Annotated in this window: 18 protein-coding genes; 8 read left to right on the top strand and 10 right to left on the bottom strand. The window is 54.4% G+C overall.

Going from position 1 to position 19514, the window contains the following annotated elements; all coding sequences use genetic code 11:
• Positions 1-293, top strand: a 293-nt coding sequence (locus ABQ298_10615; protein MEQ9824826.1) for an effector binding domain-containing protein, incomplete at its 5' end; no start/stop codon positions are given.
• Between the two features lie 135 nt (positions 294-428).
• On the opposite strand, the gene ABQ298_10610 is transcribed toward ABQ298_10615, so the two are convergent.
• A complete protein-coding gene (locus ABQ298_10610) occupies positions 429-719 on the bottom strand; it encodes a hypothetical protein (GenBank protein ID MEQ9824825.1) in 291 nt (96 codons plus the stop codon).
• A gap of 31 nt (positions 720-750) precedes the next feature.
• Between ABQ298_10610 and ABQ298_10605 the strand changes: the two genes are divergently transcribed.
• The 3 genes from ABQ298_10605 (at position 751) to ABQ298_10595 (ending at position 4778) form a co-directional block, all read left to right on the top strand.
• Positions 751-2061 carry a DNA polymerase IV gene (locus ABQ298_10605; GenBank protein ID MEQ9824824.1) on the top strand — a complete coding sequence of 437 codons (1311 nt, stop codon included), beginning with the start codon at positions 751-753 and terminating at the stop codon, positions 2059-2061.
• A 540-nt stretch (positions 2062-2601) separates the two neighbouring features.
• Complete coding sequence (locus ABQ298_10600) at positions 2602-4449, top strand: glycosyltransferase (GenBank protein ID MEQ9824823.1); 1848 nt, start codon at positions 2602-2604, stop codon at positions 4447-4449.
• A 140-nt stretch (positions 4450-4589) separates the two neighbouring features.
• A complete protein-coding gene (locus ABQ298_10595; GenBank protein MEQ9824822.1) occupies positions 4590-4778 on the top strand; it encodes a hypothetical protein in 189 nt (62 codons plus the stop codon).
• 57 nt (positions 4779-4835) lie between these two features.
• On the opposite strand, the gene ABQ298_10590 is transcribed toward ABQ298_10595, so the two are convergent.
• The 7 genes from ABQ298_10590 to ABQ298_10560 all read right to left on the bottom strand — a co-directional run bounded on the left by ABQ298_10590 (position 4836) and on the right by ABQ298_10560 (position 11804).
• Positions 4836-5606, bottom strand: coding sequence for a ComF family protein (locus ABQ298_10590; protein ID MEQ9824821.1), 771 nt, complete (start codon positions 5604-5606; stop codon positions 4836-4838).
• The gene (gene truA, locus ABQ298_10585; GenBank protein ID MEQ9824820.1) at positions 5560-6393 is read right to left on the bottom strand and encodes a tRNA pseudouridine(38-40) synthase TruA; all 834 of its coding nucleotides are present in this window, start codon (positions 6391-6393) and stop codon (positions 5560-5562) included. The genes ABQ298_10590 and truA overlap by 47 nt, the downstream gene beginning before the upstream one ends.
• A 208-nt stretch (positions 6394-6601) precedes the next feature.
• Entirely contained in the window at positions 6602-7213 is a 612-nt protein-coding gene (locus tag ABQ298_10580) for a hypothetical protein (protein MEQ9824819.1), read from the bottom strand.
• A gap of 23 nt (positions 7214-7236) precedes the next feature.
• Complete coding sequence (locus ABQ298_10575) at positions 7237-7692, bottom strand: RNA polymerase sigma factor (protein MEQ9824818.1); 456 nt, start codon at positions 7690-7692, stop codon at positions 7237-7239.
• Positions 7693-7864: 172 nt separating this feature from the next.
• Positions 7865-8788, bottom strand: a complete 924-nt coding sequence (gene rnhC, locus ABQ298_10570) for a ribonuclease HIII (protein MEQ9824817.1) — start codon at positions 8786-8788, stop codon at positions 7865-7867.
• Between the two features lie 50 nt (positions 8789-8838).
• Positions 8839-10122: a glutamate-1-semialdehyde 2,1-aminomutase gene (gene hemL / locus ABQ298_10565; GenBank protein ID MEQ9824816.1), complete on the bottom strand. Its 1284-nt coding sequence runs from the start codon at positions 10120-10122 to the stop codon at positions 8839-8841.
• 50 nt (positions 10123-10172) lie between these two features.
• Entirely contained in the window at positions 10173-11804 is a 1632-nt protein-coding gene (locus tag ABQ298_10560; GenBank protein ID MEQ9824815.1) for an NAD+ synthase, read from the bottom strand.
• A gap of 101 nt (positions 11805-11905) precedes the next feature.
• Between ABQ298_10560 and ABQ298_10555 the strand changes: the two genes are divergently transcribed.
• From ABQ298_10555 to ABQ298_10540, 4 genes are all read left to right on the top strand, one after another.
• On the top strand, positions 11906-12412 hold the full coding sequence (locus ABQ298_10555) for a tRNA (cytidine(34)-2'-O)-methyltransferase (protein MEQ9824814.1): 507 nt from the start codon (positions 11906-11908) through the stop codon (positions 12410-12412).
• An 85-nt stretch (positions 12413-12497) separates the two neighbouring features.
• A complete protein-coding gene (locus ABQ298_10550) occupies positions 12498-12953 on the top strand; it encodes a hypothetical protein (protein MEQ9824813.1) in 456 nt (151 codons plus the stop codon).
• Between the two features lie 62 nt (positions 12954-13015).
• Positions 13016-13540 carry a chemotaxis protein CheD gene (locus ABQ298_10545; protein MEQ9824812.1) on the top strand — a complete coding sequence of 175 codons (525 nt, stop codon included), beginning with the start codon at positions 13016-13018 and terminating at the stop codon, positions 13538-13540.
• The gene (locus ABQ298_10540; GenBank protein MEQ9824811.1) at positions 13537-14379 is read left to right on the top strand and encodes an HDOD domain-containing protein; all 843 of its coding nucleotides are present in this window, start codon (positions 13537-13539) and stop codon (positions 14377-14379) included. Before ABQ298_10545 ends, ABQ298_10540 begins: the two co-directional genes overlap by 4 nt.
• Before the next feature lie 125 nt (positions 14380-14504).
• Here ABQ298_10540 and gyrA read toward each other — a convergent pair whose 3' ends face one another.
• Both gyrA and gyrB read right to left on the bottom strand, forming a co-directional pair.
• Positions 14505-16928, bottom strand: a complete 2424-nt coding sequence (gene gyrA, locus ABQ298_10535; GenBank protein MEQ9824810.1) for a DNA gyrase subunit A — start codon at positions 16926-16928, stop codon at positions 14505-14507.
• Positions 16929-16969: 41 nt separating this feature from the next.
• The gene (gene gyrB / locus ABQ298_10530; protein ID MEQ9824809.1) at positions 16970-19486 is read right to left on the bottom strand and encodes a DNA topoisomerase (ATP-hydrolyzing) subunit B; all 2517 of its coding nucleotides are present in this window, start codon (positions 19484-19486) and stop codon (positions 16970-16972) included.
• Positions 19487-19514: the final 28 nt, after the last annotated feature.

Genomic DNA, 19514 nt, shown 5'->3' with positions numbered 1-19514 from the left:
ACGCAGTCTACTTTGCCTATGAAGGCGACCACCGACACCCGTTTTCATACTTTATCGGATGCAAGGTCGCGCTCGATGCACCCGACCTTTCCGGATTGCAAAGTCTCACCATTCCCAGCCAACGCTACCTCCAGAAGGTCGCTCATGGAACGATGCCCGACTGCGTCGCCAATGCCTGGCGTGACATCTGGACCTCCGGCCTGGCACGTGCCTATGGATATGATTTTGAGCGCTACGACGAACGCAGCCACGACTGGAGCAATGCCACCGTCGATCTTTTCCTCAGCATCTGACATCGATTTGTCTTTAGGATGCTGAAATAATACAAACGTTGTTTCAGCGATCGACTCGCAGTAGCAAGACTGGGAAACGCGCCGCCACTGCGGCACTCCACAAACTCACCCTGGGTGAGGCCATCATCCCTTTAGTCACTCCGGGCTAAGGGTGTCGTCCAATTCCTGCACCAGAAACCACCTGAGTTTCGCCGTATCGAATACCAGATCAAAAATCGCGGATGTTTCAGTTTCCACCATGTAGTGGATGTGGGCGTGCGATCCCTTGCGATCCACGTAGACCTGTCGGATTTTCCGGATCCGGTGACTCTGCCCGGAAGGGGTGCGAAAGGCCCGGATCTCGATCCTGCGGCCATTTCCCTGTCCGTTCCCATTTGCAGTGAACAGGACGTAGGCATCAATGTTTTGGGTTGAATCGCTGATCATATTAAAGTAAACAAATGTTCACTTTAATTTTATGCAAGACCATTCCTACGATTGGGTCCGTCACGTGCATCGCATCACGCTTTACAATACGGTTAACGAAGCTCACCAGCACGTCAGTGATCGCAAGGCACGACTTTACCTGCATCTTGATATGAACTGCTTTTACGCCCAGGTTGAGCAGCAGGCTTACAACCTGTATGGCATGCCGGTCATTGTTGGCGCCTGGCGTGGGGAGAACGGTATTCCCAAGGGCATTGTCACGACCGCTTCCTACGAGGCCCGAGCCTTTGGGATCAAAACTGGCATGTCCCACCTTGAGGCGGTGCGCTTATGTCCCCACCTGATCCCGCTCCGAGGCAATTTTGTGAAATACCAGTCGATTTCACAAGATATCGCCGACATTCTTCGGCACTTCACCCCGACGCTCGAGTCCTATTCCATTGACGAGTTCTTCCTCGATATCACTCATCATGCCCAGAGTTCGAAGGGTGAACTGATACAATTCGCCAGGGAGGTGAAAGCGGAAATCCACCGCCAGTTGGGGCTGGTTTGTTCCTTGGGAATCGCCCGTTCCAAAACCTATGCCAAGGTTGCATCCGATCTTGAAAAACCCGATGGACTGAGTGTTATTTTTGATGAAACCGATGTGCAGGAACGCATTCATCCGCTTCCTGTTGGAAGCATCTGGGGCATTGGCCGCAAACGCATCGCCAAGCTCAATGCTGAAGGCATTCACACCATAGCGGATGCGGTTTCCAGAGGATCGTTGGTGTTTGAGCGACTGTTTGGCGCCAGTTTTGGCAAGATGCTTTATCTGACCTGCGCCGGGCGTGATGTTGCCAAAGTCATGGATCAGAGTTCGCACATTCCTCGCGAAATCAGCTACATGCATTCCTTCACAAAGCCGAGTCTGGATTCGGACGAAATCAGGACCGAATTGCTGAAGGCCATCGCATTGATTGCCTATCGCATGCGGGGTTATGGTAAAAAAGCGAGCCGTTATTGCTGCTACCTTCGCCTTGAAGGCAGCAAATGGAAGGGACTGGACCTTCCGTTTCACACGGAGGGACCGACCAGTGTCGATGACTTTATTCTCAAAGCCTGCGAAACAACCGTCATGCACACTGTAAGCGCGCTGCTTCGAAAGCGCGTTGCCGTGCGCGGTATCGGGTTCAATACCATGAACATGAGCGATGAGCAGCAGGAGGATTTATTCTTCCGTGAAGACCCTGTGCAGGCAAGCCTCTATCAGGTCTTGGACAAGGTGAACAATACCTTTGGTCAGGGCAGTATCACCAAAGCCTCACTGGTTTTCAGGAAAGCTGGAAAACATCTTCCCTGACAGGTCACACTCAACAGGTTTCGGGGCTAATACTATTTATGGTTTAAACAACTGAATTATATTACATCGCTTGCCTTCTGAGCCGGTCGGGAAAAGTTGGACAGAAATGAGAAGCTGCTAAGAGTGATAAGCAGCAAATGAAAAAGAGACGAAAGTTCACCGCAGAGTTTAAAAGCAGAGTTGCCCTTGAGGCGATTAGGGAACGCGAACCGATCCATGAGATTGCGAAAGCTTACCAGCTCCATCCGAGCCAAGTGACGGAATAGAAGAAGGCGTTGTCATCTTTGGGAGCCGGAGTGAGCTGAAGATGAGGCGCGAGCTGGAAGGTCGCGCTACGGTTCGAACTTGGTGCTTCTGGCCACTTGAGCAAGATTTTCTATTTGCCATGCATTTGTGCAACCAGTCCTCAGGGGTTCGCCCAAACGGGATTCGACCGATGAAAGCAGGTGATTTTTGGATTTGACGGCGGAGGGAGGGTGCGGAAGCATTTGCGCTGAATCGGGGGAATCCCTGAACCCATGGGGAGATCCCAATTTGCCAATGAACTTTTATACCCTCATCAACAAGTGGTCCTACGCGGTTCTGGCGATTCTGGTTTACGCGGCCAATGTGCTGATCCATTCGATGCTGACGCAGGCCTTTGCCAGTGCGAACGGCTATATGGGAAGCGCTATCCTTCTGTTTCTGATCTATCTGCTGTCGATTGACTTTGTAATTCCCTTGCTGACAGGAAAGAGCACGCTGGAATTTGCTCCGGGCTGGAAAAACGCGATGGGGGCGTCGCTGCTGGAAAACGTGATCGTGTATTTGGGGGTAATGGGATTTTTGATTGTGACGGGCGATCCTGCGGTGAGTCGCTCGGTGGTGGGCACGAGCTTTGTGTCATCGTTCCTGATCCTTACCGTGGCCCATGTGTTCATCCCTCGACTCTTTTACGACTTGAGTGATCACGACCTGGAGGAACCGAAACCGAAGGGGAAAAGGCGGGTCACGCTGTGGGGCATCAACTATTTTCCAGAACCGACCGGGATTGGACCTCAGACCACCCGTTTGGCGGAAACTCTGGTCGAGCAGGGTTATGACGTTACGATTGTGACTGCGTTTTCCTACTATCCCGCCTGGGCAAAGGACAAACGGGATGAAGGCAGAATCTTTCGAATGGATTCGATTCGCGGCGTGACCGTACGCCGGTGTTGGCTCTATGTTCCCAGGCAGCCGACCTTCCTCAAGCGGGTCGTGCAGCAGATCAGCTTCGTGGTATCGTCGACCCTGCAGCTGATGTTCATGCCGCCGGCGGATTTTTACATTGGGGTGAGTCCACCGTTCACCATCGGGCCTGTGCTGCGCCTGCTTGCGAAGGTCAAGAATGCTTCCTATGCGATTCACCTGCAGGATGACGAAATCGGGGCGGCCTTTGAGACGACCCGATTGCCTGGTGCTGGCCATGCAATGTTGCGGCAGTTGGAGAAGATTGGATTCATGGGGGCAAAAGCATTGTCCACGATCAGCCCGCGCATGAAAAAACGCCTGCAGGAAAACCTGGAGCGTGCGGGCATGCGAAACGATGTCATCATTCTTTCCAATAAAGCGCATGCAGCTGGTCAGGTGGACCCTGATCGTGTCGAACATTTTCGAAATGCGTATCCGACCCGTCGACTGCTCGTGTACACGGGCAATTTGGGAGACAAGCAGGTGCTGGATGATCTGATACCGGCGGTTTCAGCGTTTGAAAAATCTGAATTGATGCTGGTGATCTGCGGGCAGGGAGCGCAGAAGAAAAATCTGACCCGCCTCGTGAAAGAGAATGGTGCGGATAACATCATCTTCCAGGGCCTGCTGTCAGACTTGGATCATGAGGCACTACTTGTGGCGGCGCATGCCTGTCTGTTGAGCGAAATGACGCATCGGGGAACCTGGCTGAGTCCGGGAATCTGCTTTGCCAGCAAGATGCTTAGCTACCTCAAACACTCGAAGCCGATCATGGTGTATGGCCATCCGGAGAGTGAAGTGGTCGACATCGTCAAGGAATACGATTGTGGGTTTTACCTGAAACCAGAGCAATCCGTGGAATCCCTGCTGAAGGAGTTCATCGAGTGTGAGGATCTTCCACGCAAAGGCATGAATGGACACGAGTATTACGACTCCTTCCAGCGCAAGTATGACCCCGTGACGTGGATCCACCTGATGGAGCATCACATCGCGGAGAAAGAGAAGATCGAAAAGCAGACCACCTCGATTCCAGGCAAGATCGGGAAGTGCACAGGTGCGATGGTATTGCGCGTGATCAGTTTTCCCCTTGCGGTGTTGCTGTATGGCGTCCTCGCGATTCCGATCAAGATGCGAAAACCAAGCCGTTCAAAACACATCGATGAATGCTCCAAAGCGTGAGCATGCGGGTTTCATCGGGAAACTGAGGAGCTGACCGCCCTCCTGCCCATGAGACTTGTTGTTGGGTCCAGAGAATAGGTATTGGCGCTTAAGTCTTCGCGATTTTTGTCGTTAAGCATAGAGGTCACAACGACGTTAGTATGAACGAAACAACCATTGATCATCGGGGATATACGATTTACAAGCAACCACAGGGTGGGTTTTACATTTGTGGAATCAAAGTGGTAAAGCAGACGCAGAAGGAAGCGATTGCCTACATCGACGAGTATCTGTCAAAGAATGCAAAGGCGCGACAGGCATCCTTGGTGAAGGCTGCAAATCGCAGCTGATTGGTAGCCGGTTTTTCTGTTTTTACCCCGTCGCAGTGCCGCGATGTTGGGGTTGCTTCAACCGTGCCCGAGGGTGAGGGAACGAACGGTTTTCACTCCTGCTTTGTGCAGCGTGAGCGCGCAGGCGTGTATTGTGCTACCAGTGGTGAAGACATCATCTATGAGCGTGACAGGACGGTTTGGATCGAGGCAAACGTCGGGCCTCATGGCAAATGCTGAGCGCACATTGCGCATGCGGGTGCGACGATCCATGAGGGTCTGTGAATGGGTGGCGCGGGTTCGCACGAGCGCATCGAGCACACACGTGTTCGAATCCCCAAGATTTTGTGCAAACACGTTGGCCAGCAACAGGCTCTGATTGTAGCCGCGTTCCCGTAGTTTGAGTGTGTGCAGCGGGACTGGCACCAACTGATGGCCCCTCACACGCTCACTCAAGTCCCAGCTGGCATGATTGCGCGCGAGAAATGCGAGATCTTCCAGCAGGTAGAGTCCCTCATGATACTTCAGTTCGTGCACGATGCGGCGACCGAGGCGGTTGAGCAGGAGCATCGAACGGTTGCTTTCAAATGCAGGCGATGCCAGATGCCGACACTGCTGGCAGGCCTCACTTCCATCAGTCACCCCATAGAGTGGAAATCCACAGGTGTCGCAAACTGGGGCATGGATGAAGCGAAGGTAGCGGATGGAGGTCGCTGAGAGGTATTTTCCGCCCGTCACCGAATCGAGCACAGGTTCGTGGCTCCATAGATCCTGACGAGGGAATAGCAAATCGAGCAAGGCTTCACGAAGTCGGATCCAGTTCGATTTGCTGAAGGTTTTCTGGGGCATGAGGGGGAGGGGAAGGATAGGACCGTTTGGTATAGAATACCTGCTCCAGAGACAAGCCCTTTGCGGGGGCTGTCGTGATATGGGCCTTGCGTGCGAGCTTTCCCTCAAGCAGTGCCTCGAGCTGGGTGATCGACTGCTGACCTGTTGCGACCGAGAGTGATGCCCCGGCGAGGCTGCGCGCCATTTTGTAGAGAAAACCATTGCCCTCAAAGCGCAGCGTCCAGATGCGTCCACCTGCACTGCACTGTAGCGTGGCCTCGCGAATGCAGCGCCAGGTGTGGGGGTAAGCGGTTCCACGATTGACGGCAAAGGCGGCGAAGTCATGCCACCCCTTCAGGAGTTGAAGAGCCTCCCGCATGCGCTCTGGATGTAGCCGACGCGTGATGCCCGGGTGAAGTGAGGCGTGGAAACGAGTGAGGTGGGGTGGGGCTTCCCCGAGGTAAAAGCGATAGGCGTAGACCTTGCTGGTCGCACTGAAGCGTGCGTGAAATCCAGCGGAAGCGCGGGTCAGCCGACGCAGTACGATACTGGGGGGCAACGTGCCGCTCAGGGCGCGCTGCAGGCGGTGGGGTCCGTCGGACCAATCTGCGTCGAAGTGGAAGACCTGTCCCCTGGCGTGAACACCTGCATCTGTTCGCCCGCTGCCATGGATGCGGATCGGCAATCCAAAAATGTGGGCGAGGCGCGTTTCAATGATCTGCTGCACCGAGGTGCCGTTGTCTTGCACCTGCCATCCGGAAAATTCCGTGCCATCGTATTCACAAACTACTTTCCAACGCTGAGCCATGGTGCGACCTATGCAAAGCGGATTCCTGGCTTCTGGCGAACTGAAAGCGAAGCTCGGGGGATGTCAGTTCAGTGGTGGGACTGATGCTACGAGTTGCAAGTGGAAAGGTGAAGTTGCAAGTTTACTGCAACCCGGAGTGCGTGTTTTCCAGCTCGCGGCAGAGAAGTAGGAGCGAGTCCGATTCGCAGCGCTCAAGAGACAGGTGAATTTATGGGCGGCCGGGATCGTAGAGTGCAAAAAAACGACCATTGTCGTGCCAAAAAGACACGGTTTCATTGCCGACCTCCACCAGCGCGTCCTGAAAGCGTTGAAACTCCTCAACATCGGGCAGCACGTAGAGACAGCTCTCCTGCTTGGACTGTTTGTTGACGAGCACCACATGCACAGCTTTCAAACCCTTCATGCCGCAACTGCGTCCACCGCGAACCTGATAGTTCTGAATCGGTTCCATGTTGGTCGGAATGATCGAAAAGTCGGAGTGGTTGAGTCCTGCCTGGATGGAACTGAGATCGGCAGAATAGACGTCAGGTTCGAGGTGCATGGCATAGAGACCGATGACCTGATTGGCGATGTCCATGGGTTGCCCTGCGTCCATGCGTCGGGTCGTTTGAATGACAACCACCGATACAATCAGGAACGCAATGCATGCTGCTGCCGCATATGAGAACCACGCCCGCTGGTGAAATGGAAGCACATTCAACGGTCGGGTTGTCCCTTTGATTTCGCTGGTTCGTTTCAGGATGGTCTGCATCCTGGCCTCACTCATGGACAGCGATGCGTAGTGCTGCTTTATCCACCGATCAATTTCGTTTTCCGTCATGTCTCCACCTTGCTACTCGTTCATCACAGTGCACTGTCATAACCTCTCAGTAGTCCACCATGCAGTTTTTTCTTCGCCCGATGAATCAGGCTCAGAATCGACCCGCGCGGCGACCCTGTCATCTCCGAGATTTCCTGTGCTGTGTAACCTTCCACTACATTCAAATACAACGCTTCGCGTTCTTCTTTCCTCAACTGTTCCAAAATCGCCTTCACATCCTCCTTGGAGGCTCGAACCTCCGAGTTGGAGTCGAACTCCCGTTCTTCCATTGGCTCGAATGAAACGATCTTGTCGCGCCTCAAGCGATCCATTCGCAAATTTCGGATCGTTTTGAACAGCAACGCTTTCGTTTCTACTTTTCCATACTTCCGGTGAAGTTTGAACCAAGCCTGCTGCACATAATCCTCTGCGTCATGGTAGTCATTGCAGAGTGAATATGCATACCGGAACCCCGATTGGAGCAAATCTTGGTCGTCCATGCTTCAGTATGTAAATTCAAGCCCATTGGAATACAACGTCATTGTGTCGGAAAAATGTGAATAACGCGTTCATGCTCTGAAACGCTTCCGTGTGTGTTCTGATTGCAAGAACCTTGTCGGAATGCACATTCTTGAGCGTATTGTGTGGTTTTGTCTGGATAGGAATACGGATTCACTTGAGTGCCCCAATGGCTTCCGTCGCTGTTTTGAAATGCAGCTTTACAAAATCGGGTGCGCATTCGGGTCCCAGCTTGGAGGCCAGTTCGATGAGTGCGTTCTTCGCCGGGGAACCCGAACCCTTGGGGATGGAGATGCCCGCCTGCTCCTCGAGCTTGCGAACGGCGCGCACGTACTGGGCACGGGCCACGATCGATGCGGCGGCCACGACGGGATCGGACTCCGCCTTGGTGCGCTGTCGCAGGTCAAACGTTTTATGAGTCTTGAGAAAACCCTTGGTGATGGGTTGTTTTGAAAATTGATCGAGCAGGCCCCACGGCACCCTTTTTTTGTCCAGCGCAGCTTCGAGTGCCCTGGCGTGAAACCAGGCGAGCAGCTTATTGAGATTGCCAAATTTCACGTAGAGCTCGTTGTATTTGCGCATGTTGGCCCAGGCGGTTTCGACAACGACACCGCGCGTCTGGCGGATGGTCTTTTCGAGCGACAGGATGCGGGCGTCGCTGCTGACACTTTTGCTGTCCCGGATGCCTGCTTCGATCCAGGCTTCGATCATGGGACGGTCTGCGATCACGGTGGCCACAACGACGGGGCCGAACAGATCGCCCTTTCCACTCTCATCCATGCCCGCATGGGATTCAAACCACTCGGGATGGTGAACCTCATCGTAACCGAGACGGGGATCCTTGGTGATCTCGGGTTCGAGCACATGGGTGACGAAGTCCTCCGTTTTTTTCCCCTGAATCACCAGCTTTCCACTTTGGTATGCGACGATGTTGACCTTGTCGCCCTTGAAGGCAAAGCGGGCGTGATCGACTTCATAGTAGGCCCAGAGGTGATGGTCGAGATAGGCCTGGAGCTTGTCCATCTGCGCATTATCGAGTTTGAGGGTGTAAAGGGTCTTGGGTTTGGGATCGCTCATGGCTGTGGAAAAAGGGTCGTGGGTGAAATGCAGGATGGGTCGCTGGTTACCTAGAGCGATGCAATGGCCTGGGTGAGAATATCGCAGGAGCGTTCGATGGCAGCAGTATCGTGCGCGGTGCTGACAAACCAGGTTTCGAACGGGGACGGCGCGAGGAAGAGTCCGCGCTGCAGACAGGCGTGAAACAGTCGGGTGAAGTGTGATTTCTCAGAGCGAAGCACATCGTCGTAGTCACGCACGCGTGATTCGCAGAAAAAGACGGAAAGCATGGAACCCACCTGGGGGATCTGCACCGGAATGCCCTTTTGTTCAAAGGCGTTCTCCATCGCAAGCGCGAGAATGCGGGATTGACGGTCAAGGTCGGCATACGGATTGGACTCCTTTAGCATGCGAACAGCCTCGATGCCCGCTGCGAGTGCCATTGGGTTGCCGCTGAGAGTTCCTGCCTGATACACGGGACCCTGGGGTGCCAGGAAATCCATGATATCGGCACGCCCTCCGAAGGCCCCTACAGGCAATCCACCTCCAATGATTTTTCCCATTGCCGTAAGGTCGGGAGTGATGCCAAGGTATTCCTGTACACCGCCCAGTGCGATGCGAAATCCGGTCATCACTTCATCGAAAATGAGCAGTGTGCCATACTGCTGAGTCAGTGCACGCAGAGCCTCCAAATACCCGGGGTCGGGCAGAACCAGACCCATGTTTGCGGGGAAAGGTTCCACGATGATGGCAGCGATTTCCGATCCTGCCTGCCTGAAAACCGATTCCAGCTTCTCCAGATCGTTGAACGGTAAGAGCAGGGTATCTTGTGCTGCTCCTCGTGTGACGCCCGCACTGTCAGGATTGCCGTGAGTGAGTGCGCCAGAACCGGCCTTGACGAGCAGCGCGTCACTGTGCCCGTGGTAGCAGCCCTCAAATTTAATGATTTTATCGCGTCCGGTGAAGCCACGTGCCAGGCGAATGCAGGACATGGTGGCTTCGGTTCCACTGTTGACCATGCGTACCTTTTCCACAGATGGCACGACATCACAGATGAGTTCCGCCATGGGAACCTCGTAGCAGTTGGGAGTGCCAAAACTGGTCCCCTTGTGGAGCGCAACCTGTACGGCTTCGCGGATGCGCGGGTGATTGTGACCGTGGATTGCGGGTCCCCAGGTGCCCACAAAATCAATCAGCTCCACACCTTCGGTGGTCGTCAGGGTGCAGCCTTGAGCGCGCTCAGTGAAGAAGGGTTCGCCGCCGATGGAGCCAAACGCGCGAACGGGAGAGTTGACCCCGCCGGGGATACGGGCGAGGGCGCGGGAAAAAAGGGAAGCGGATGTGGGATGTGACATGGTGAAGCAGGATGGTGAAAACGCTTGTGAATGGGGTTGTGGGAGATCAGTCAGCCGACGAAACCCTGCACAATCGGAATGCGGCGACCAATGCCAAAGGCAAGGCGCGTGATCTTAAGTCCGGGAGGTGCCTGTTTGCGCTTGTATTCGTTGAGATCGACCTTGCGCGCGATCTCATTGACCAGCTCGGCGTCGTGCCCCTGGGCGATGATATCCGTGCGGGTGAGACCCTGCTCAATGTAGAGCTGCAGGATGGCGTCGAGCAAGGGATAGGGAGGCAGGGAGTCCTCGTCTTTCTGATCGGGACGCAGCTCGGCGGACGGTGGTTTGGTGAGGGTGGACTCCGGAATGCGGACGCCGTCTCGATTGAGGTAGTGTGCGAGGTCGAACACCACGGTCTTGAGCACATCGGAGAGCACGGCAAGTCCACCCGCCATGTCACCGTAGAGAGTGCAGTAGCCAACGGCCATTTCGCTCTTGTTACCTGTTGTGAGCAGCAGGGAGCCGAATTTGTTGGACAGTGCCATGAGCAGGATACCACGACTGCGGGCCTGAATGTTTTCTTCGGTGACATCGCGCCGGGTGTCTCGAAAGAGAGGTTCCAGAGTCGATTCTACCGCGCTGACGACATTCGCGATGGGGATGGTGTGAAACGCAATGCCGAGATTTTGGGCGAGATCCCGGGCGTCATCCTGACTGTGTTGACTGGAAATTTGCGAAGGCAGACTGATTCCGGTCACATTTTCCGGGCCGAGTGCATCCGCAGCGATGGCTGCGGTGACAGCGGAGTCGATTCCACCGCTCAGGCCGATAACCGCCTTTCGAAATCCGGTTTTGTGCGCATAGTCGCGCACGCCGAGCACCAAGGCCCTGTAAATGCAGTCCAGATCATTTTCAGGAGAATCGAGAGGGGGAAGGGATGAGAGTGCATCGAGATCCACCACTGCAGCGTCGGTTTCGAACTGACGCAAGTGCTGGCGGCAAAGGCCCTCTGCGCACACCACCTTGCTTGCGCCGTCGAAGATGAGTTCATCATTACCACCGATGAGGTTGCAATAAACGGCAGGACAACCGAGCAAACGCGCCGCATTGGCAAGAAAGCGCAGGCGAAATCCGGTCTTTCGAACATGCCAGGGACTGCCTGAGAGGTTGATCAGCAAGTCGGGTTGGTGAGGCAGTAACTCCTGAACAGGATCGACATCGTAGCGATTTTGATTTTCGGAATCGACCCAGATGTCCTCACAGATGGTCAGTGCAATGCGCTTGCCCGCGAGCTCGATAATCTCAGGGGTTTTTCCGGGTTCAAAATAGCGTTTTTCATCAAAGACATCGTAAGTCGGGAGCAGGCGCTTGTGCGCAATGTGAAGCACCTTTCCGTCTGCACAGACGTATGCGCCGTTGAACAGAGGTTTTCCGACCTGGGAGGGATTGGGGACCGGACAGCCAAAAATGAGCGGGATGGTCGACTGCTCCGCGATGGATGTGGCGGTGGCAACACACTGACTCACAAAGCTGGGTTTGAATAACAGATCGAGGGGAGGGTAGCCACTGACCGTCAGTTCCGGGAAAACGATGCATTCCGCACCCTGATCGATCAGGTGGCGATAGGCCTCGAGCATGCGGGTGCGGTTTCCGCTGAGGTCTCCAACGATGGTGTTGATCTGGGCAATCCCGATTTTCATGGTTGTCGTGCGCGAATCCGATCGATGGAATCGCGGATTTCATCAGTTTTCATTGCCGCTCCGAAACTGGGCAACACAAATTTATGACAAAGGCTCCGACCATGCCGGATAAGCTCCCACCCAAACCACTGCTGCATGTGGTGCTCTTTCAGCCGGAAATCCCTCAAAACACGGGAAACATTGGGCGTTTGTGCGCGTACACAGGCTTGCGCCTTCACCTCATTCATCCCCTGGGTTTTGCATTGAGTGAAAAACACATCCGTCGCAGCGGCATGGATTACTGGGATTCGCTGGACAAGGTCGAACATGCTGATTGGCAAAGTTTTCTGGCGCACAAGGAACCTGAAGCCTCGCTTTGGCTCCTGAGCACGCGTGGGAAGCAGAGTCACTGGTCGGCACCCTTTCGACCGGGAGACTATCTGTTGTTTGGTAATGAAGGACAGGGCTGTCCCGCGCATGTGCATGAAGCGGTCGGTACTCAGCACGTGGTAAAGATTCCACAGCTTGTGCAGGGACTGCGCTCGCTCAATTTGTCAACCAGTGTGGGCATCACGGTTTATGAAGCCTTGCGTTCGATTAAAGAAATCGTAAATTTTGACGAGTATTAGACATACGATGATGATGCAGTCTTTGATTCGCCAGTGCCTTTTGTTTCGCAAACCCTTCCTGTTGGGAGGCTTGTGCATTTTTGTCATGGCTGGATTTCTGCGTGCTGAGAATGGGGCGGATACCGTGACAACGGCAGAAGTCATGGATGTGGAAGCATGGCTGCAGGGCGATTCCAACCTGCGTGATCAGGTGTTGGGTACGTGGACTGGCACGAGTGCAGCTCAGGTATTGAAGATACAGGCACTTCCTATTGCGGACAACACTGTGTTGGTTTCTCTGGAAGAGCGCATGGTTCCGGGATTTTTGACCCGTATCGAAGGCACTCCCTATCTGGTGGTGGGAGATCTTGCGTCAAGCGAACTTGAACTGATGCCGCGAATTTTCCAGATCCGAGATGCGGAATCGGATAATGAAGCAGAGCTGCTGGAGTGGGTTGAGAATGGATCGCGCGTGGCCTTTGTCAGTCCGCAGGCGTTGGAACAGTGGCTGGAGCAGCACTCGGAGCCTGCGGAGTGGGCATCCTTCCGGAAAAATTCCTGAGCGTAGCTCATTGTCATTTTTGAGCGGTATTAGGTGGAGTTTTATGTTAGGCTGCCGCCGAAATGGTTGGATTTGGATCAAGCGCAGCCAAAAACACAACCCGCAGCATTGTGGTGGGTGTCGGTGACATGGCAATTGCTGCAGAGAGCGATGTGACGCTGAGTACATTCGGATTGGGTTCCTGTGTGGGTGTGGTGATGTGCGATCCGGTGCACAAAGTGGGAGGAATTCTGCATGTGATGCTGCCGTCCTCGTCCGTTGCAGTACAGAAAGCCAAGGTCCAACCTTATTTATTTGCGGATACTGGTGTTACCAAATTCTTGTCGATGTTGAGCAGCATGGGGGCTGACTTGGAGCAAAGTCATTGTGTGATCGCAGGTGGGGCTTCTGTGATGGCTTCGGGGGACACGTTCAAGATCGGTCAGCAGAATGCGGAGGCTGTGCTTGCGAAACTGAGTGAGCATGGTGTGATCCCGGCGCATCAATTTCTGGGTGGATTCAGCAACCGGTCGCTTCATCTCAACACTGGGAATTGCCTGCTGCAGATTGCATTGCCTAACGAAAAACAGGAGGTTTCCTTCTCATGAATGTGCAGGATGTTGTTGCTAATTTAAAGAGTTTGCCTCCCGCACCGAGAGTCATGCCTCTGCTGCTGCGCGCCTTGAATGACGTGAACAGCTCGCGAGAGGATATCGTGGAGCTGTTGCAGCTCGATGCGGGATTGGTGGCCAAAATCCTCAGTGTCAGCAACTCAGCGCTCTATGGAGGGAAAGGTGACATCACTGACATTGACGAAGCGATGGCACGACTCGGGTATCGGGAGATTTACCGCATTGTGACCAACATCTATGCAAAGGCATTTGTGGGTCGGGGGATGCTGTCCTATCAGATCGACTCATCTGATCGATGGTTCAACTCTGTAGCGACTGGTATTGTGATGGAGATGCTGACCCGACGCTTGAATGTTGGCGATCCGGCAACTACCTACACTGTCGGACTGTTGCACGACATTGGAAAGTCCGTAATCGATGAAGTGTATGAAACGCGCTACCATGAGGTCTTTTCGATTATCGAAAAGGATGGAATGACGCTGCAGCAGGCGGAATGTCGGCTCTTTGGATTTGACCATGCCCAGATCGGAGCGGCCTTGATGCAGAACTGGAATTTTCCGGATGACATCGTGGAACCCATCGCATTTCAGTTCGAACCCTTAAAGGCAAGAACACAGCTCAAGGTTGCAGCAATGCTGCACCTCAGTCGCTGGATTTGCGCGAGCATTGGTGGCGCACCCGGAACGGCGGCATGGGCGTTTGAGATAAATGCAGCGGTTTTGGAAATGCTCGGCTGTCGCGAGTCAATCATCCCGGAGCTTCTCATCGAGTCCAAGGAAGCACTGATGCGGAAGGAAGAACTTCTAAAGCTTTGAGTTGTTACAGAAAACTGGACAGGCAACTGAGCCTCGTTTGGAGAGAAGCCTGCACATGCCGTTCCAGCTTCAGGCCGTCGAAAGACTTCAACGGCCTGAATGGAGATTGCAAAGACGGGTCAGAATCAGGCTTCGGTTTCGTCAATTTCAATCACGCGACAGATCCCGATCAACTTGTCGTCGGCTGCGAGATTGATCAACCTTACGCCCTGTGTGGAGCGCCCGATCACCCGGATGTCCCGGACGGGGGAGCGCACCGCCTGACCACCCAGGGTGAGCATCATGATCTCATCGTCTTCCTTGACCGCGAGCGCACCCGCCACAGCGTCGTTCTTAATGGCAATGATGCCCGAACCTGCTCGGGACTGCACGCGGAAGTCATCAAAGGAACTGCGCTTTCCAATACCGTCTTCTCCGGCGACCAGCAAGGTAGCCTCGCGATCCACGACACCGATGGAGGTAACTGCATCCTTTTCGTCCTTGAGGCGAATACCGCGCACCCCGCGCGTCGCCCGGCCCTGGTCCCGGAGATCGGTTTCGTGGAAACGGATCGACATGCCATTGCGTGTGACAATGAACAGTTCATCATCACCCTTGGTGAGTTCGGCACCGATGAGACGGTCACCCTCATCGATATGTATGCCGATGATCCCTCCCTTGCGATGGTTTTTGTAGTCGATGAGATTGGTCTTCTTGACCACCCCACGTTGGGTACCCATGACAAGGTGCAGGTCGGATGTGAATTCCTTGACGCAAATCATGGCAGCAATGGATTCCTCCTCCTGAACCTCGAGGATATTCTTGATCTGGCGTCCCTTTGACGTGCGAGTTCCCTCGGGGATCATGTAGACCTTTTCCACGTAGACCCGTCCGTTATTCATCACAAACATGATGAAATCGTGGGTGGATGCCGTGAACATGTGCTCGGTGAAATCCTCGTTGTAGGAACCTGTGCCGATCACGCCCTTTCCGCCCCGTTTCTGTGAGCGGTATTCGTTGATACTGGTGCGCTTGACAAAGCCCTTGTGGGAAACCGTGATGATGCAGCCTTCGTTGGGGATGATATCCTCCATGCGGAATTCACCCTCTGCCATGGTGATCTCGGTGCGTCGCTCGGATTCATACTTGGTCTTGAGTTCGAGCATCTCGTCCTTGATGAGCGTGAGCAGCACTCCTTCATTTTCGAGAATATTGCGCAACTCGGCGATGGTCTTTTGCAGCTCCTCATACTCGGCCTCGATCTTGCCGCGCTCAATTCCGGTGAGCTGATAGAGGCGAAGGTCAAGAATGGCGTCTGTCTGGCGCGCTGTGAGCGGGAAACGCTCCATGAGGCGAATTTTGGACTCTTCGCGGTTTTTGGAGTCCCGGATGATGCGCACGACCTCGTCGAGGTTGTCCAATGCAATCAGATAGCCCTCGAGCACGTGGGCGCGATCCTCGGCCTTGCGCAGGCGGAACTCGGTGCGCCGGTAGACGACCTCACGGCGATGCTCCAGGAAGCACTCCATCAGTTCCTTGATGTTCATCTGCTTGGGTCGACGCTGGTCGAGCGCGAGCAGGATGACTCCAAAGGAAGATTCCAGCTGGGTATGGCGGTAAAGCTTGTTGATCACCACACGCGCAATGACCCCGCGCTTCAGTTCGATTACGATACGTGTGCGCTCATCGGATTCGTCGCGCAAGTCGCTGACACCCTCGATGACCTTGTCTCCCACCAGTTCGGCAATTTTGGAAACCAAGGTGGCGCGGTTGACATTGTAGGGCAGCTCGGTGATGAGGATGCGGTCCCTCGATTCTCCCTCTTCCACCTCGATGCGACCTCGGACGCGCACGATGCCACGTCCGGTCTTCATGTATTCGAGGATACCGGACTTGCCTGCGATGATGCCGCCTGTTGGAAAATCCGGCCCCGGAATATGCTCAATGAGTTCGTCGAGAGTGATCTGCGGATTGTCAATCATCGCGCAGAGACCATTGATCAGTTCACCCAGATTATGAGGTGGAATATTGGTGGCCATGCCCACGGCGATGCCGGTGGAGCCATTCATCAACAGTGAGGGCAGGGCAGTGGGCAATACAGTGGGTTCAGTCGTGCTCTCCTTGTAGTTGGGCACAAAATCGACCGTGTTTTCATCGATGCCTCGCAGCAGATCCTCCGCGATCTCGCGCAAGCGGGATTCCGTGTAACGGTAGGCAGCTGGTGGATCGCCGTCGACCGATCCGAAATTTCCCTGCGGATCGATGAGCGGGTAGCGCATCACCCAGCTCTGCGCCATGCGCACGAGCGTATCGTAGACGGAGGAGTCTCCATGCGGGTGATAGTTTTTGAGTACTTCCCCGACCACACCTGCGCATTTGTCAAATGGGCGATTGTGCAGCAGACCCTCGCGAAACATGGCGTAGAGAATGCGGCGCTGTACGGGTTTGAGTCCGTCTCGGGCGTCAGGCAGTGCACGGCTGACAATGACCGACATCGAATAGTCGATGTAGGCGGTCTGCATGATGTCCGTGATGTTAGTCGAAAAAATACGTTCGTTGGGATTGTCCATGTGTCAGTGAAGGGTGGTTGCAGGTCCGTGGATGAGTGGACTCAGACGTCGAGAACGGATACGTTCAACGCATTGTCTTCGATGAAAGCCCGGCGGGAGGGAACATCCTCTCCCATGAGCATCGAGAAGACGGCATCGGCCGCCACGGCATCCGAGATGTCCACCTTGAGCAGACGACGTGTAGCGGGATCCATGGTGGTCTCGTAGAGCTGATTCGGATTCATCTCTCCAAGACCCTTGTAGCGCTGGATCGAGAGACCCTTTCGCCCGTTTTCGCGGATGCGTTCCACGATTTCAAGAATGGAGCGAAGTTCGGTCTTGCTCTCGTTGGATGCATCCCGGTTCTCCACCAGATGGTAGCGCGGATTTTCGGTGCGGGAGAATTGGTTTACATCCAATCCGATCGACGCGATTTCCTGCAAGAGTTTCGAAAGTTGCTGAGACTCATAGATCTCATGAATGGTGATGCGTTGTTGCACCTTCTCCCCATCCTTCTCGATGTGACGGACGCAGGTGTCGTTCTGATCTTCCTCAAGTATTTCGTACTCCAGGTAGAACTTTGAACGGTCATCGTCGTTGAACAGGAAGAGGAATTTTTCGTCATTGCCCGTGCGGATGCGGACGAGATAACGCGGCAGCAGGTAGCTGTCTTTCACATGCTGGTCGAGGTAAGTGTCGAAGGAGCAACCATAGCGTGTGATGCCATTGCCCAAGGCTTCCACTTTGGAGAGGCGATCCACGATACGGTCGATCTGTTCGCTGGTGAACCAGTGATCGTCGCGAAGACGGTAGAGGTGTACCCCCTCCGATCCCAGCTCCAGCAGGATGCGATTGAGCTGTGCATCATTTTCGACATATTGCTCACGCTTGCGTCGCTTGATCTTGTAGAGCGGTGGCTGGGCCATGTAGACGTAGCCCGCTTCGATCAGACCCCGCATGTGGCGGAAGATGAAGGTCAGCAACAGGGTGGCAATGTGCGCCCCGTCGACGTCCGCATCGGTCATCAGAATGATCTTGTGGTAGCGCGCCTTGGAAATATCAAAGGCCCCGTCGCCCGCCTCACCAATACCGGTGCCGGCAGCGGTAATCAGTGTACGGATTTCCGCGTTGTTGAGAATTTTGTCGAGCCGCGCCTTTTCCACGTTGAGAAGTTTTCCGCGAATCGGCAGGATGGCCTGGGTGCGACGGTCGCGCCCCTGCTTGGCGGAACCGCCAGCGGAATCACCCTCCACGATGTAGAGTTCACATTTGGACGGGTCGCGCTCCGAGCAGTCAGCGAGTTTGCCGGGCAGTCCACCCGCACTCATGGCTCCCTTGCGCACGGTTTCGCGGGCCTTGCGTGCAGCCTCGCGGGCGCGGGCGGCATTCAGGGACTTGTCGATGATGCGCTTGGCAATGGCAGGATTGGTCTCAAAATAAAACTTCAGCTCCTCTCCGACGATTTTCTGCACGATTCCGTCAACCTCACCATTGGAAAGTTTGGTCTTGGTCTGCCCTTCGAAACGCGGCTCTGGCACCTTGACCGAAATGACGGCCGTCAGACCCTCACGAACGTCATCGCCAGTGAAATTGGGATCCTTTTCCTTGATGAGATTGTTCTGGCGCCCGTAGTTGTTGATCACGCGCGTGAGCGCGGTGCGAAAGCCCGAGAGGTGGGTTCCACCCTCGATGTTGTGAATGGAATTCGCGTAGGCGTAAATCTGATCATTGTAGCCATCATTGTACTGCATGGCGATGTCGACGATGGTCTTGAGATCCGGGGTTTCCGGATTGGCAATGGCTTCCCCGGAAATGGTCACCGGAGGTTCGTGCAGGACATTCTTGTTTTCGTTGAGGTACTCCACGTACTCGGCGATGCCGCGTTCGAACTTGAAGATTTCCTTCTTGTTCTTGCGGTCGTCTTCGAGGTGGATTTCCACGCCTGGATTCAGGAAGGCGAGTTCGCGCAGGCGCTTGGCGAGGATTTCGTATTTGAATTCGATGGTCTCCTCAAAAATCTGCGTATCCGGCATGAATGTGATTTTGGTGCCGGTTTTCATGGTCGAACCGACCACCTTGAGTTTTTCTGTGGTTTTGCCCCGGGAAAATGCCATCGTGTGAACCTTGCCATCCTTGCGTACTTCGACCTGGAACCACTCTGAAACGGCATTGACGCACTTCGCGCCGACACCGTGCAGTCCCCCGGACACCTGATAGGCTCCCTTGGAAAACTTGCCGCCTGCGTGCAGGTTGGTCAGTACCAGCTCGAGTGCCGGAATCTTGTGCACGGGATGAATGTCGACCGGAATGCCGCGTCCGTCATCCTGAACGGAACATGAGCCATCGAGGTGAATGGCAACGTGGATCGTCGAGCAATGCCCGCCGAGAGCCTCGTCGATGGAGTTGTCCACAATTTCGAAGACACAGTGATGCAAGCCTCGTTCGTGGGTGTCACCGATATACATGTCGGGTCGTTTTCTGACCCCTTCCAGACCTTCCAGCTTCTCAATTTTTGAAGCATCGTATAAATCGGTTTGCGGTTTTTCCAAGTGTTCCGAATCGCCAATAGACATAACCATCCAGAATAGGAAAATGTGAAAAGGTTGC

Source organism: Puniceicoccaceae bacterium, from assembly GCA_040224245.1.
In the GTDB taxonomy this organism is placed as follows: Bacteria; Verrucomicrobiota; Verrucomicrobiia; order Opitutales; family JAFGAQ01; genus JAKSBQ01.
This window is presented reverse-complemented; position numbering and strand designations above follow the sequence as displayed.

Bases quoted from the DNA above. Each gene is read 5' to 3' on its own strand.
- rnhC (MEQ9824817.1), bottom strand. From the start codon at position 8,788: ATGAGCGATCCCAAACCCAAGACCCTTTACACCCTCAAACTCGATAAT.
- ABQ298_10595 (MEQ9824822.1), top strand. From the start codon at position 4,590: ATGAACGAAACAACCATTGATCATCGGGGATATACGATTTACAAGCAA.
- gyrB (MEQ9824809.1), bottom strand. From the start codon at position 19,486: ATGGTTATGTCTATTGGCGATTCGGAACACTTGGAAAAACCGCAAACC.
- ABQ298_10550 (MEQ9824813.1), top strand. From the start codon at position 12,498: ATGGCTGGATTTCTGCGTGCTGAGAATGGGGCGGATACCGTGACAACG.
- ABQ298_10575 (MEQ9824818.1), bottom strand. From the start codon at position 7,692: ATGGACGACCAAGATTTGCTCCAATCGGGGTTCCGGTATGCATATTCA.
- gyrA (MEQ9824810.1), bottom strand. From the start codon at position 16,928: ATGGACAATCCCAACGAACGTATTTTTTCGACTAACATCACGGACATC.
- ABQ298_10600 (MEQ9824823.1), top strand. From the start codon at position 2,602: ATGAACTTTTATACCCTCATCAACAAGTGGTCCTACGCGGTTCTGGCG.
- ABQ298_10610 (MEQ9824825.1), bottom strand. From the start codon at position 719: ATGATCAGCGATTCAACCCAAAACATTGATGCCTACGTCCTGTTCACT.
- ABQ298_10545 (MEQ9824812.1), top strand. From the start codon at position 13,016: ATGGTTGGATTTGGATCAAGCGCAGCCAAAAACACAACCCGCAGCATT.
- ABQ298_10605 (MEQ9824824.1), top strand. From the start codon at position 751: ATGCAAGACCATTCCTACGATTGGGTCCGTCACGTGCATCGCATCACG.
- ABQ298_10590 (MEQ9824821.1), bottom strand. From the start codon at position 5,606: ATGCCCCAGAAAACCTTCAGCAAATCGAACTGGATCCGACTTCGTGAA.
- ABQ298_10555 (MEQ9824814.1), top strand. From the start codon at position 11,906: ATGCCGGATAAGCTCCCACCCAAACCACTGCTGCATGTGGTGCTCTTT.
- hemL (MEQ9824816.1), bottom strand. From the start codon at position 10,122: ATGTCACATCCCACATCCGCTTCCCTTTTTTCCCGCGCCCTCGCCCGT.
- ABQ298_10560 (MEQ9824815.1), bottom strand. From the start codon at position 11,804: ATGAAAATCGGGATTGCCCAGATCAACACCATCGTTGGAGACCTCAGC.
- ABQ298_10580 (MEQ9824819.1), bottom strand. From the start codon at position 7,213: ATGACGGAAAACGAAATTGATCGGTGGATAAAGCAGCACTACGCATCG.
- ABQ298_10540 (MEQ9824811.1), top strand. From the start codon at position 13,537: ATGAATGTGCAGGATGTTGTTGCTAATTTAAAGAGTTTGCCTCCCGCA.
- truA (MEQ9824820.1), bottom strand. From the start codon at position 6,393: ATGGCTCAGCGTTGGAAAGTAGTTTGTGAATACGATGGCACGGAATTT.